This window comes from Parasphingorhabdus sp. SCSIO 66989, assembly GCF_032852305.1.
Lineage (GTDB): Bacteria > Pseudomonadota > Alphaproteobacteria > Sphingomonadales > Sphingomonadaceae > Alterisphingorhabdus > Alterisphingorhabdus coralli.
The window spans coordinates 2,872,960-2,886,414 of record NZ_CP136594.1; the positions used below are offsets into that span (position 1 = coordinate 2,872,960).

The 13,455-nt window shown below is 56.3% G+C and carries 16 protein-coding genes; 13 read left to right on the plus strand and 3 right to left on the minus strand.

Features of this window, described 5'->3' with window-relative positions; translation table 11 throughout:
- Positions 1-42 precede the first annotated feature (42 nt).
- From RB602_RS13400 to RB602_RS13440, 9 genes are all read left to right on the plus strand, one after another.
- A complete protein-coding gene (locus RB602_RS13400; RefSeq protein ID WP_317081190.1) occupies positions 43-858 on the plus strand; it encodes a M90 family metallopeptidase in 816 nt (271 codons plus the stop codon).
- A 32-nt stretch (positions 859-890) separates the two neighbouring features.
- Positions 891-2,048 carry an NAD(P)/FAD-dependent oxidoreductase gene (locus tag RB602_RS13405; protein WP_317081192.1) on the plus strand — a complete coding sequence of 386 codons (1,158 nt, stop codon included), beginning with the start codon at positions 891-893 and terminating at the stop codon, positions 2,046-2,048.
- Positions 2,049-2,190: 142 nt separating this feature from the next.
- Positions 2,191-3,492 carry an ATP-dependent protease ATPase subunit HslU gene (gene hslU / locus RB602_RS13410; RefSeq protein WP_317081194.1) on the plus strand — a complete coding sequence of 434 codons (1,302 nt, stop codon included), beginning with the start codon at positions 2,191-2,193 and terminating at the stop codon, positions 3,490-3,492.
- Positions 3,492-3,935, plus strand: coding sequence for a GFA family protein (locus RB602_RS13415; protein WP_317084551.1), 444 nt, complete (start codon positions 3,492-3,494; stop codon positions 3,933-3,935). The genes hslU and RB602_RS13415 overlap by 1 nt, the downstream gene beginning before the upstream one ends.
- A gap of 379 nt (positions 3,936-4,314) precedes the next feature.
- Positions 4,315-4,932 (plus strand): peroxiredoxin family protein, encoded by a 618-nt coding sequence (locus tag RB602_RS13420; RefSeq protein ID WP_317081196.1) that lies wholly within the window; start codon positions 4,315-4,317, stop codon positions 4,930-4,932.
- Between the two features lie 54 nt (positions 4,933-4,986).
- Positions 4,987-5,634, plus strand: a complete 648-nt coding sequence (locus tag RB602_RS13425) for a LysE family translocator (RefSeq protein WP_317081198.1) — start codon at positions 4,987-4,989, stop codon at positions 5,632-5,634.
- 270 nt (positions 5,635-5,904) lie between these two features.
- Positions 5,905-7,218: a M48 family metalloprotease gene (locus RB602_RS13430; protein ID WP_317084552.1), complete on the plus strand. Its 1,314-nt coding sequence runs from the start codon at positions 5,905-5,907 to the stop codon at positions 7,216-7,218.
- 89 nt (positions 7,219-7,307) lie between these two features.
- The gene (locus RB602_RS13435) at positions 7,308-8,069 is read left to right on the plus strand and encodes a DsbA family protein (RefSeq protein ID WP_317081200.1); all 762 of its coding nucleotides are present in this window, start codon (positions 7,308-7,310) and stop codon (positions 8,067-8,069) included.
- Positions 8,070-8,084: 15 nt separating this feature from the next.
- Positions 8,085-9,182, plus strand: a complete 1,098-nt coding sequence (locus RB602_RS13440) for a M48 family metalloprotease (protein WP_317081201.1) — start codon at positions 8,085-8,087, stop codon at positions 9,180-9,182.
- Here the strand turns inward: RB602_RS13440 and RB602_RS13445 are convergent.
- Positions 9,179-9,778, minus strand: a complete 600-nt coding sequence (locus tag RB602_RS13445) for an HD domain-containing protein (RefSeq protein WP_317084554.1) — start codon at positions 9,776-9,778, stop codon at positions 9,179-9,181. The genes RB602_RS13440 and RB602_RS13445 overlap by 4 nt on opposite strands.
- Before the next feature lie 164 nt (positions 9,779-9,942).
- On the opposite strand from RB602_RS13445, the gene RB602_RS13450 reads away from it, so the two are divergent.
- Positions 9,943-11,130 (plus strand): sensor histidine kinase, encoded by a 1,188-nt coding sequence (locus RB602_RS13450; protein WP_317081203.1) that lies wholly within the window; start codon positions 9,943-9,945, stop codon positions 11,128-11,130.
- On the plus strand, positions 11,102-11,902 hold the full coding sequence (locus RB602_RS13455; RefSeq protein WP_317081205.1) for a LytR/AlgR family response regulator transcription factor: 801 nt from the start codon (positions 11,102-11,104) through the stop codon (positions 11,900-11,902). The genes RB602_RS13450 and RB602_RS13455 overlap by 29 nt, the downstream gene beginning before the upstream one ends.
- Here RB602_RS13455 and RB602_RS15415 read toward each other — a convergent pair.
- On the minus strand, positions 11,861-12,214 hold the full coding sequence (locus tag RB602_RS15415) for a hypothetical protein (RefSeq protein ID WP_406568371.1): 354 nt from the start codon (positions 12,212-12,214) through the stop codon (positions 11,861-11,863). The genes RB602_RS13455 and RB602_RS15415 overlap by 42 nt on opposite strands.
- Between RB602_RS15415 and RB602_RS13465 the strand changes: the two genes are divergently transcribed.
- Positions 12,185-12,421: a protein-tyrosine phosphatase family protein gene (locus tag RB602_RS13465; RefSeq protein WP_317081206.1), complete on the plus strand. Its 237-nt coding sequence runs from the start codon at positions 12,185-12,187 to the stop codon at positions 12,419-12,421. The genes RB602_RS15415 and RB602_RS13465 overlap by 30 nt on opposite strands.
- 132 nt (positions 12,422-12,553) lie before the next feature.
- Here the strand turns inward: RB602_RS13465 and RB602_RS13470 are convergent, their stop codons facing one another.
- Positions 12,554-12,982 carry a nucleoside deaminase gene (locus tag RB602_RS13470; protein ID WP_317084555.1) on the minus strand — a complete coding sequence of 143 codons (429 nt, stop codon included), beginning with the start codon at positions 12,980-12,982 and terminating at the stop codon, positions 12,554-12,556.
- A 143-nt stretch (positions 12,983-13,125) separates the two neighbouring features.
- Here RB602_RS13470 and rpmB point away from each other — a divergent pair, with 143 nt between their 5' ends.
- Entirely contained in the window at positions 13,126-13,407 is a 282-nt protein-coding gene (rpmB, locus tag RB602_RS13475) for a 50S ribosomal protein L28 (RefSeq protein WP_317081207.1), read from the plus strand.
- The last annotated feature ends 48 nt before the right edge of the window (positions 13,408-13,455 follow it).

The following is a 13,455-nucleotide window of genomic DNA, read 5'->3' on the forward strand; positions in this document are numbered from 1 at the left end:
CACGACCTGCCAAAGTCACGTAAACCTCGTTAGTTCTATCTAATGGCCCTTCTATACGTCCTTCTTGGCGCTCTGCTCATTGGTGCGATCCTGTTGTATCGCCGCCTGTCGTGGCAGCGCAAACGCACCCGGCTTCTAGAGACGCCGCTCACACCAGAACAGCGCGCGGTGGTGGCAGAGCTGGTGCCGATCATCCGACGTTTGCCAGAATCCCTGCGGCACAAGCTTGAGGGAAAAATCAATCTGTTTCTCGACCAAATCACTGTTCGCGGCAATCAGGGCCTTGAGATTACCGAGAGCATGAAGCTCTCAATCGCTGCGCAAGCCTGCCTATTGGTCGTCAATAGCCCGGCCTGGTATCACCCCCTCAGAAATGTACTGGTCTATCCTTCCGCCTTCCGCAAAAACCGCAACACATATGATGGTCATGTTGTGCACGAAAACAGGCATATAGTGCTTGGCGAAAGCTGGGTCCGCGGGCCCGTCGTCCTGGCATGGCCCGATGCGCTTGAAGGTGGCCTTGATGAGCGAGACGGGCACAATGTCGTCATCCACGAATTCGCGCATCAACTGGACAGCTTAACCGGTCACACAAACGGTTTACCCCTATTGCGCAAAGGGCAGGCCTATAGTGGCTGGCAGAAGGCCATGCTGGACGCATATCATGAACATGTGAACCGGGTCGCAGGCGGACGCGGGACGGTGATCGATCCCTATGGTGCCACTAATCATGAAGAGTTTTTTGCCGAGGCAATTGTCGCCTTCTTCGAAAAACCGCATGCGTTGCAACGTGATGCGCCGGCGCTTTATGCCCAGCTTTCGAAGCTGCTGGCGCTCGATCCGGTGCAGTGGTCCTGAATGGCCCTGCTTGCAACGCTCGACAGCAACAGATGATCGCCTATAGTCATCCCGTGCTTGACCAAGTCACCCCAACCCGCAGAGAATTTCTGGCCACCGGCGCCATATTGGGTGGCGCCACGATGCTATCCGCCTGTGCGCCGGGCACAGAGCCTTTGGCAAATGTATCAGCGTCAGGGCCCTGCCTGCCCAAAGTCCGCGCCAGTGCAGACCGGGCAATCCGGCAACTGGTGGGTTTGCGTCCCTATCGGCCATCGGGATTCGTCGTCCGCCGCGAGGCGATAGACGACAAGCGACTTGTCCATAATTATGGCCATGGCGGCGGCGGCATTACGCTCGGCTGGGGCAGTTCCAAGCTGGCGGTTGATCTGGGGCTACCCGGCCATCAGGGGCCAGTGGCGGTTATCGGTGCCGGGATTATGGGGCTGACCACGGCACGACTGTTGCAGGAAGCGGGGCAGCAGGTCACCATCTATACCAGCCAGCTTCCACCCGAAACCACATCCAATATCGCCGGCGGCCAATGGTATCCGAGCTCGGTCTTTTCCGGATCGCAGCTCACGCCGGAATTTGAACAGCAATTCGTTGCGGCCAGCGCGTACAGCTATTATCGCTATCAACTGCTGGTGGGAGAGCATTATGGCGTGCGCTGGATGCCCACTTATGAGCTTTCCAATCGCCCCATCAATATGGGCCAGGTTGATCGGTTGATCGCCAATATGTTGCCCGAGATGCAGACCTTTGAAGAGGCGGACAACCCCTTCGGCACCCTACATCTGCGCCGTTCTTACAACATGTATATTGAGCCTGCCCGCTTCTTGCGCGCTATTCAGCGCGATATCCTGCTCGCGGGTGGAAAGATCACCGTACGGCATTTCCATGATCGCGGCGAAGTTCAGGCGCTGCCGGAAAAGCTGATCTTCAACTGCACCGGGCTCGGCGCGGCGGAGCTATTCGGTGATGAAGAACTGATCCCGGTGCGCGGTCAGTTGGAAATATTGCTGCCCCAGCCGGAGATCAATTACGCCTATACCAATAGGCGCGGCCTCTACATGTTCCCGCGCTCGGATGGGATCGTTCTCGGCGGCACATTTGAGCGCGGTCAGTTTGATCGCACACCGCAACCGGAAGTCTCCAGCCGCATTGTCGATGGCCATGCCGCCATCGCCGATGCCATGCGCTGTGCTTGACTATTGATACACAGACCCCAAATTCGCATTTCGCAACCTACCCCGTTCATGTCGAGCACAGTCGAGACATCTTGCAAGCTGCAAACGGCCTCTCGACTTCGCTCGAGGCGAACGGAAAGAGAGAGTTAAGTGAATAAATAGAATGACCGACCAATTGACCCCGAAGAAAATCGTTGCCGCTCTGGATGAGCATATTGTCGGCCAGCGCGACGCCAAGCGTGCTGTGGCCGTAGCGCTGCGCAATCGCTGGCGGCGTCAGCGTCTGCCCGCTGAATTGCGGGATGAGGTAACGCCGAAGAATATCCTGATGATCGGCCCCACAGGCTGCGGCAAGACCGAGATTTCCCGCCGCCTTGCCAAGCTGGCCCAGGCACCATTTATCAAGATCGAGGCGACCAAATTTACCGAGGTCGGCTATGTCGGCCGCGATGTGGATCAGATTGCTCGTGATCTGGTCGAGGAAGCAGTACGTCTGGAAAAAGACAATCGCCGCGAGGCCGTGCGCGAAGCTGCATCCGAAGCGGCGATGAAGCGCCTGCTCGATGCGCTGGTCGGCGACAATGCCAGCGAGGCGACCCGCGAGAGCTTTCGCCAGCGTATTGTCGATAATCATATGAATGACGCAGAAGTCGAGATTGAGGTCACCGACACCCCCAATGCGCCGATGGAAATCCCCGGCATGAGCGGTCAGGTCGGTATGATCAACCTCTCCGACATGATGGGCAAAGCCTTCGGACAAACGCCGATGAAGCGCCGCAAGATGCGCGTCGCCGATGCCTGGGACAAGCTGGTCGAGGAAGAGTCCGACAAGCGTATGGACGAAGATGACGTCGCCCGCGCCGCCCTCGCCAATGCCGAGACCAATGGCATTGTGTTCCTTGATGAGATCGACAAGATCGCCGTCAGCGATGTGCGCGGCGGATCGGTAAGCCGCGAAGGCGTGCAGCGCGATCTGCTGCCGCTGATCGAAGGCACCACCGTGGCGACAAAATATGGCCCGATGAAAACCGACCATGTTCTGTTTATCGCCTCCGGCGCGTTCCATGTCTCGAAACCCAGCGATATGCTGCCCGAGCTACAGGGCCGTCTGCCGATCCGCGTAGAACTGCGCGCCCTGACCGAGGAGGACTTCGTCACCATCCTCAAAGACACCAAAGCCAATCTGCCGGCACAATATGCCGCACTGATCGGCACCGAGAATGTAACGCTCGACTTCACCGATGATGCTATTGCCGCGCTCGCCAAGATCGCTGCCAATGTGAACGAGACGGTGGAGAATATCGGTGCTCGCCGCTTGCAGACGGTGATGGAGAAGCTGCTCGAGGATGTCAGCTTTAACGCCGAAGAGATGGGCGGCGAGACGGTTACTATAGATGCCGCTTATGTCGACAGCCAACTCACCGATGTTGCGCGCGATACCGATCTCAGCAAATATGTGTTGTGATGATCGATGCGGAAGGAACCCTCACCGGCGGATGCCATTGTGGCGCCATCCGCTACACGCTGACTGGCACGCCGCTTAACCACACTCTGTGCCATTGCACTGATTGTCGCCGCAACAGCGGCGCACCAATGGTCGGTTGGGCAATGTATCAGGAACAGGCTTTCAGCCTGGATATGGGCGAAGTCGCCACCTATGCCTCTTCCGAGCATGCCCGGCGACATTTCTGCATCCAGTGCGGGACAGGCCTGTTCTATACCAATGCCGTGCTGATCCCCGGTTGTGTGGATGTCCAATCGGCGACGCTGGATGAGCCGGATAAGCTGCCGCCGCAAATGCAGATACAGGTCGCCGATCGTATCGACTGGATGGCTTGTGTGCATGAATTGCCAACTGCAGAGCGCTATCCGGACCCTGCAGAGCTAGGCCGTATACTCATAAAATAGGTGGATTGAGGTATAGCGCGGAAAGCCGCTCGGAAGGAGGGAAGCGCAGCGAAATGGGGGACATTGGGCAAGCTTTCCGACGTAGCGAGCGGCTCTCCACGCCATATCCTAACGGACGACCAAATGGCTTTAACCTGCTGCAAAACCACCCTTGGACGTGCCACTGGCACGCCCTGCGGGTGGTTTCACAGCATCTCTGCGCCATTTGGACGCCTCAACCACCTATTTTATGAGTGTACGGCCTAAGCTAATCCGGGTATAAATCCGTTCCGGACCGTTTACATCTGTAACTTCCTCCCCATATGATGCGAATAGCAGTCGAGAAATGCGGTCGCGAAGCATGGCTGTTCATAAGAATTTTGATAATAAGGGTCGCATAATGCACAAACTCGCCATCCCAACCTGCCTGTTGGCTGCAACCGCACTGCTTGGCGCTTGCGGCGAAACAACGGAGCAATCTACCCCTGAGGCCGAACAGGAAGTGGAAGACATCATCGTCGAGGATCAGCCGGGTCCAGCCATTGGAGATCGTGCGCCGGTTGATCTGGAACTGGCGAACGCTGCCGGTGAAACCGCGAGCGTTGCGTCTTTGGCCGATGAAAAGGGTACCGTACTGGTCTTCACTCGCTCGGTTGACTGGTGTCCCTATTGTCAGGCCCAGCTAAAGGGCTTGAAAGAGATCGCAGAAGACGTTGCCAATAGCGGCTATACGCTGGCCGGTGTCTCCTATGATCCCACCAGCTCTCTGGCCAAGTTTGCTGAAGACCAGGAGGTGGACTATATGCTTCTCTCCGATGAAGGCTCCAAGCTGATTGATGCATTCAATATTCGCGACCCGCAATATGCCGACCCGGAAAGCCGCGCTTATGGCGTACCCTATGCCTCGATCTTCGTGCTTGATGCCGAGGGCGTAGTGCTCGCCAAATCGGTGTCGGCTGACTATAAAGTCCGCCCAACCAACGAAGAAATCAAAAAGCTGATCGAAAGCGTAGGCTGAGCCACAGCCTGTCCTCTTGCTTTGGTCGGCGCATAACCCGCTTATAGTCCGACCATGCCCATAGAAACGCTGATCGCTTTCATACTCACTGACCTGGCCTTCTGCCTGGTGCCGGGACCTGCGGTGATGATTACCGTTAGCCATGTGCTTTCAGGTGGCGGGCGCAATGCCATTGGCCCGATACTCGGCATCAATTTTGGCAATTTTGTCTGGTATGGCTTGAGCGCGCTGGGCCTGATGGCGCTGGCGAGCACCGCACCCATCGCCTTTGCGATTATCCAATATGTTGGCGCGGCCTATCTTATCTGGCTGGGCTGGAAACGCCTGAGGGTCGACGCCATGGCACCGGTCCTTGCTCCGGCCATGGGCAATGGAACCATTGGCAGCGGCATCGCCTCCGGATTTGCCAGCGGTATCGCGGTGCATATGGCCAATCCCAAGGCCCTGCTGTTCTACACCACCGTCCTGCCACAGTTTCTGGATGCGGAGCGACCGCTTGCCCCCCAGATGCTGACGCTCATGCTGGCGACAGTCTTCACGGAGACCACTAGCCTCTCCATCTATTCCATTATCGCCGCCCGGGGCGGAGCGATAGCCCGCGATGTCGGGCGCACCCATTTGCTCAATCGCATTGCCGGAGTGATATTGATCGCCGTGGCGATTGCGCTGTTGGTTGTAAATGCCATGCCCGATGGTCAATGATCGGCGGGGCTTTGCCAAAGCGCAAGACTTGCTATATCGTCGGCAGTCGTCGCGACAAAAGCAGACAGGCGCTTTTCAGCCTCTATTCATGCGGCGCTATCAAAGGTGCACTTTATGTTTGCTCATCATGCGGCGAAGGCGTCTGCCCCCCTATTTGACGCCCCTCCCCACCGCACTGCGATCCGCGCTCTGCCGTCGGTTTTGCGTGCCGTTCAGTCGTATGCGATAGAGCTGCGTCAACATGTGGCCAGGCTGCTCGCTGCATTGATCATGCTCGCGATGCTTGCCCAACCGGCTCAGGCCCAGTCGATCCTGCGCGATGCGGAGACTGAAGAGCTGTTGAGAGACATGTCGCGCGACCTCATAATCGCGGCGGGTCTGCGCCCGGGCAATGTCAATGTTGTTGTAATCAACGACCCCTCCATCAACGCGTTCGTTGCTGGAACGCAAGACGTCTATATCCATAGCGGTCTGATACGCGCCGCCGATACCGCCAATGAAGTGCAGGGTGTGATTGCGCACGAGCTCGGCCATATCGCGCTCGGCCATTCGATCACCCGGTCCGAGGCTGGCAGCAAAGCAGGCAATATCAGCATATTGAGCCTTATCCTTGGTGCAGCCGCAATCGCAGCAGGCGCCGGCGAAGCGGGAATGGGCATTATGGGCCTCGGCCAGCAAGCCGCGATGAGCCAGTTCCTCTCTCACACCCGCGCCGAAGAAGCCTCAGCGGACGTGGTTGGCGCGAAATATCTCTCTCAAGCCGGAATGACCGGACGTGGCTCGATCAATTTCTTCAAAAAACTGCAAAACCTCGAATTCCGCCTCGCTATCCCGCAGAATAACAGCTTCGGTCGCAGTCACCCTCTCTCCGGCGAGCGTATCACTACCTTACAGAGTATCTATGAAAAGGACCCTGCTTGGAACAAGCCATTGGATCAGAACATTGAACAGCGATTCAAGCGGGTGAAGGCCAAGCTAGAGGGCTTTATCCTCGAACCACGGGTTACCTTTCGCGATTATCCGGAATATGATGAGAGCATCCCAGCCCGCTATGCCCGTGCTTATGCCTGGCACAAGAGCGCTTATCCCGACAAAGCTATGGCAGAGGCTGAAGCACTGTTGGCCGAAGAGCCGGAAAACCCCTATTTTCTGGAATTGCATGGCCAGATTTTGCTGGAAAGTGGAAAGCCGGATGAAGCCTTGGAATCGCTGCGCAAGGCAACCTATCTTACCAATAGCCATTCGCTGATCGCAGGCCTCTTCGGCCATGCGTTAATCGCGACCGAAGACGATGCCAATATGGAAGAGGCCGAAAAGGTCCTGAAAGCAGCGGTAGCCCGCGATGCGCGTAACCCCTTTGCATGGTATCAGCTCGGCGTGGTTTATGGGCATAAGGGTGATGAACCTCGCGCATCACTAGCCAGTGCAGAACGCTATGTGATACAGGGCAATGCGCCCTTGGCCATGCGCCATGCCGGTATTGCCATGGCAGGCCTTCCTGAATACTCGCCAGATTGGATCCGTGCGCAGGATATCGCCATTTTGGCGCGCGATTACCTTGAACGGCAGGGCAACCGGCGCTAGGCGCTCTGCCACAACAAGGGTTTCTCATGGCAAATAAGGCTTCATCCGCTACGAGCGGAAATGACAGTTCACAAGGAAAGTGGTTGCTTATGTCAACAGGCATCGCCGTAGCTGTAGCTGCAGGTATTGGAATATTCATGTGGCAGGGCGGATCAACCGCAGCCACCGAGACCGACAAGGCCGCACGCGCCGCCGGAATCAACGCTGAGCAGCAAGAGGCGTTTGAAGAGATTGTACGTCAGTATATTCTCGACAACCCAGAGATCATCCCCGAAGCGATTGATCGGCTGCGCGCCAAACAAGCGGCAGAACGGATCGACGGCATTCGTGACCAGATCGAAAAACCGTTTGAGCAAGGCTTTGCCGGCAACCCCAATGGCGATGTTGTTCTGGTGGAATTTTCTGATTTTGCCTGTGGCTATTGCCGCCAAAGTGTCGGCGACGTGGCGCGCCTGCTCAGCGAAGACCCTAATCTGAAAGTGGTCTTCCGCGAACTCCCCATCCTCTCCGATGCCAGCGGCAAGGCAGCGCAGATGGCACTCGCTGCAGCCAATCAGGACCGCTATTACAGCTTCCACAAAGCTATGTTTGACGCTGGCCGCCCTTCAGATCAAACGATCGAAGCCGCCGCCAAATCAGCAGGCATGGACTTGGAAGCGGCGAAAGCATTTATTAGCACCCCCGCCGCGCAGGCGGAACTGGAAAGCAATATCCGCATAGCGCAACAGTTGGAGTTTACTGGAACACCAAGCTGGGTCATCGGCAACCAGATATTTAGCGGCGCGGTGGGCTATGATCAGCTTAAAGCCGCGATTGAGGCTGAACGGGCCAATGGCAAGACTGATAGCTAAGCTATAGGACTGTCGGTGATAACAAGATGGGCCCTCATTGCCCTGATCGGGGCGTTACTGGCGGCGTTTGCGCCCCTTGCATCTTCTGCCCATGCGCAAACCAATGCAGAGGATAGCTCCACACTTGCCCCTTTCTTTGCGCTGCAAGAGCAGGATCAGCGGGTCTTCTCCATCGGCCATCGCCTGCTGAGCGCCAATACCGACTATTGCAGCAGCCGCGTGACCAATTTCGGTTTCCAGCTGCACAGCCTGGATCAATATGGCGATCCTTCAGCGGCGCAATCCGCTTTTGGATTGGTATCGGGATATCCATCAATAAGCGCGCTCGTCCAAAACGGAGCTGCAGAGCGAGCTGGATTGCAAAAAAATGACGTGATCCTGGCTGTTTTTGCCCAAGGTCGCCAGATTGCCTGGCCTAAGTCAGGAATTGGCCCGCATAGAGTTACCCAAGGAAACTACACTATCTGGCCCACATCTGAAACCGAACAGAGTGAGCTGGCGCCTGCCATCATGCTCGCGCGCATGCTGGCTAACCGCCCCCTCAAGCATGAGGAGATTACTTTTGCTGTTCAGCGCAATGGCGAGCAGATCTATCTGCCAGTAAAGCCTGATATCACTTGCGCCACACGGTTTCAGCTTGAGTCCAGCAGAAAGCGCCGCGCCGCAACCGATGGGGAACTGATAACCATCACGACCAAACTCGTCGAAATAACCCGTAATGATGAGGAACTGGCGGCGATATTGGCACATGAATTGGCCCACAATTTCCTGCAGCATCCAGACAAGCTTACTGCTGCGGGTGTTGATCGCGGTCTATTGGGACAGCTGGGCAGCAGTGCCGGGAAAATTAAAGCCACCGAGATTGAGGCAGACCGGCTTTCAGTCTGGCTGATGGCCAATGCCGGTTTTGATCCGGAAGGCGCGATCCGCTTCTGGACATTCTTTGGCAAGAAATATGGCAAGGGAATCTTCTCTGCCCCCACCCATTATCGCTGGAAGAAACGGGTCCGCCTTTTTGAAGAAGAAATCGCCGCCATGGCAACGGCTGAGCGCGATGAGAACGGCCTGCTCCCGCCACCGCTGTTGCTGAGTGGCGGGGCAGAGATTGATTAATCCATATAGATTGAGTTGATCGGCCGCGCCATTACCCGCTGTACCATCGGCTCGAAGAAGCTTAAAGGCGCGCTCTCATAATTGGCGTCGAAGGCTGACTGGTCATATTTCTCGCAAAAATCGGCACAGGCCTGAAAATGCTCATGGCCGCGATAGGCCTCGCGCATATCGCGATCCTGCCCCAGATGGTGGAAGAAATAATAGCCCTGAAAAATGCCGTGCTTCTCGGTGATCCAGTGCAGTTCCTTGCTGACAAAGGGTTTGAGGATCGCGGCGGCAACATCAGGGTGGTTATAGCTGCCCAGCGTATCGCCAATATCATGCAGCAGCGCCATCACGACATAGTCTTCGGGGCGGCCATCGCGATGCGCCCGGGTCGCGGTTTGCAAGCTATGTTCCAAACGGTCGATAGGGAAACCGCCATAATCGCCGTCCAGCAGCCGCAAATGATCCAGAACACGATCAGCAATCTTGGCAGCAAAGGGCATGAAGTGGCTATTGATAGTCGCCCAGTCTTCTTTGGTGCCCTGCTTCATCTCGGGGAATTTAGCGCGCGCCTCGTAATTGTCCGCGTCAGCCGTCTCAGGCGCGTGCATGGCGTCGCCGCCCAGTGCTGCATCATCCATCATTCTCTCCATTGTTTTTCCCTGCTTATCACAGCCAATTCGGATGGAACAGGCCCCGCAAAACATCGTCAGCAAGGCCGCGCCAATCGCAACACGCCTTTTCACACAGATCAAAAACGCCTAACTGATAAACCATGGCCCTAAGCCCGTTTCAACCGACGCCGTTCTTTGCGAACAAGAACCGTGCCTTCTGGAATCTCCAGCTGGCCGGCTGGTTCGGCGCGATGCTGCTGCGTGCGCTGAGCGGCATTGCCAATGGTCAGCCGGTTAGCTTTCTGGCGGTGGTCGTGGTCAATACAATCGCCGGATATTCGATCTCGCTGATTCTGGCGGTGATCTATCGCGCGCTGATGAACCGCAAGCCGATTATCACCTGGGGCCTGTCGATCCTGTCGCTGGCCTTTGCGGTGATCCTCTACACCTTCATCGATGCCTGGGTTTTCTCGCTCTATCTGCAGGACAGCGATACTGCCTTTACCGCGTTGATCATCGGCATGTTCTTTCTCAACCTTATGCTCTTGGGAGCATGGTCTGCGCTCTATTACGCCATTAATTTCTTCCTTCAGGTTGAGGAAAAGGCCGACCAGCTTCAGCGCCTAGAGGGACAGGCCACAAGCGCGCAACTGGCCATGCTGCGCTATCAGCTTAACCCGCATTTCCTGTTCAATACGCTGAACAGCATCTCGACCTTGGTGCTTCTCAAAGAGACCGAGCCAGCCAATGCCATGCTGTCACGCCTGTCATCGTTCCTGCGCTATACTTTGGTCAATGAACCGACAGGTCGCGTTACTGTCGCACAGGAAGTGGAGACGCTGAAACTCTATCTCGAGATCGAGAAAATGCGCTTTGAAGAACGCCTGCGCACGGTTTTTGATATTCAGGAAGAAACCCGTGATGCGCTGATGCCTTCGCTGTTGCTGCAACCTTTGGTCGAAAACTCTATCAAATATGCGGTGACGCCGCTCGAAGAAGGCGCCGACATCACCATCACCACCCGCTTGGCCGGGGAGAATCTGCGCATAACCGTGTCAGATACCGGCCCTGGCGTGCAGAATGAGGCAGATAGCAACGCCACTTTGCCAACTGCGGTATCGTCTACAGGTGTCGGCTTGACGAATATCCGCGACCGACTGGCGCAGGCCTATGGCGATAACCATATGTTCCAGATACGCTCGTCGGCAGATCAGAACGGATTTGCCGTGATAATCGAGCTGCCGATGGAAACACGCGAGCAGCAGCGACGAGAAAAGGAAGAACGCGAGCGCGAAGAACGCGAGCGAGAAAGAATAGAAAATGACGATAAGAACCTTGTTAGTGGATGATGAGAAACTGGCGATTCAGGGCATGCAGGTCCGTCTCGCCGAGTTTGAGGATATCGAGATTGTCGATACCTGCACCAATGGCCGCGAGGCGATCCGCAAGATCAAGACGCTGAAACCCGATCTGGTGTTTCTCGATATCCAGATGCCGGGCTTTGATGGCTTTGCCGTGGTCAAAGGCATTATGGACATTGAGCCGCCTCTGATCGTTTTCTGCACCGCCTATTCCGATCACGCCCTGCGCGCCTTTGAGACCCAAGCGGTCGATTATCTGATGAAACCGGTCGAGACCGACCGTCTGGCGGATACGATAGCGCGGATAAGGGAGCGTCTGGCCGACAAGCGCGTGCGCGATGAAGCGGACAAGCTGCGCGGCCTGCTCAGCGAAGTTGCGCCCGAAGCCGCTGAAGAACTGGAACAGTCGGAAGACACACCGGCACCGAGCCGCTATGAGAAGCTGATCAACGTGAAGGATCGCGGCCAGATATTCCGTGTCGATGTCGATACCATCGAGCGCATTGATGCCGCGGGTGACTATATGTGCATCTACACCGCCGATAACTCGCTGATCCTGCGCGAAACAATGAAGGATCTGGAAAAGCGGCTGGACCCGAAAAACTTCCAGCGCGTGCATCGTTCGACCATCGTCAATCTCGATCAGGTGCGTCAGGTTAAGCCGCACACCAATGGCGAGTGTTTTCTGGTGCTGGAATCGGGCGCAGAGGTAAAAGTATCACGCTCCTATCGCGATGTTGTCACGCGATTTGTGCATTAAGCACGGCATTGACCAGAGGAGGCCATCGGCGATATTTCCGGCATTTTCAACTTCCTGCGCCTGCGCGACAGGATAACCACCTCTGGACAGCCAGGTCCAGAGCAGCTGGCGAGCCTTAAAGATGATGGCGTTACAACCATCATCAATCTGGCCCTGCATGATCATCCAAAGGCTATTGAGGATGAAGCGGGTGTCTGCCGCGAGCTGGGCCTTGAATACATCCATATTCCAGTGGCCTTTGATGCGCCAAAAGCGGAAGACTATGAACGGTTTCGCAACGCCATGGACGGCAGAAAAGGTGAACGCATCCATGTCCACTGCATCGTCAACGCGCGCGTAACCGCCTTTTTCTACAAATATGATCAGGAAACCGGCCTGTTATCCGAGCCAAGAGCACGATCACAGATGGTGAATATCTGGAAGCCCGGCGGCATATGGGCCGAGTTTATCGGCGATGATAGCCGCATCGATGAAGACCATCTCTATGCCGGACGCGATTATCCGCGATCGCAAGATTAAAGCGGACCTGACATTAAGCGTCATCCCGGCGAAGGTCGGGATCCATAGCATCTCTCAGATACGCAAAGGTCTCTGCCAAATTGAGAGGCGGAATAGACCCCGGCCTTCGCCGGGGTGACGCAGGCATCTGGGCTAACGCTTCTCCGCAAAAAAAGTTCGCAATAACTCGGCCGACTCCTCCTCGGCAATCCCGGCATAAACCTCCGGCCGGTGATGCACGGTCGGTTGGCTGAAAAGCCGCGGGCCATGCTCGACCGCGCCGCCCTTCGGGTCGCTGGCACCATAATAAAGGCGGCGGATGCGCGCATGGGCGATAGCCCCTGTGCACATGGCGCAGGGCTCCAGTGTTACCCACAGGTCGCAATCAATAAGCTGTGATGTCCCAAGTGCCTTGGCTGCACGGCGCAAAACGACAATCTCGGCATGGGCCGTTGGATCATAATCGGCGCGTGGGCTATTATGCGCCGTGGCAATAACTTCTCCATCGCGCACAATGACCGCGCCTACGGGGACTTCGCCCAGCCGCATGGCCTCTCGCGCCTGTTCCAGCGCCTGATCCATAAACATTCCGGGTTTTCCGCCTGCCATAGCGGCGCTAAACCGCATGGCCTGTAGATTGTAAAGCGCTTTGTCCATTGACGATCCCGGCGCTGACCGCTATGTGCCGCGCTTCCCAACGAGATTTTGATTCTAGGATGTGAACGATGTCGCGTATCTGCGAACTGACCGGCAAGGGCCGTATGGTGGGCCACAATGTATCCCACGCAAACAACAAGACCAAGCGCGTGTTTCTGCCGAATCTGCAGAATGTTACGCTGATGTCTGACAAGCTGGAGCGCAGCTTCAAATTCCGCGTTTCAACCTCGGGCCTGCGCTCGGTTGAGCATGTTGGCGGTCTGGACAACTGGCTGCTGAAAACCTCTGATGACAAGCTTTCTGCGCGTGCCATCAAGGTGAAAAAAGAGCTGAAAAAGGCTGCTGCCTGAGCGCAACCCGCTCACGCACATAGCTGAAGATATTACAAGCCGCTGGAA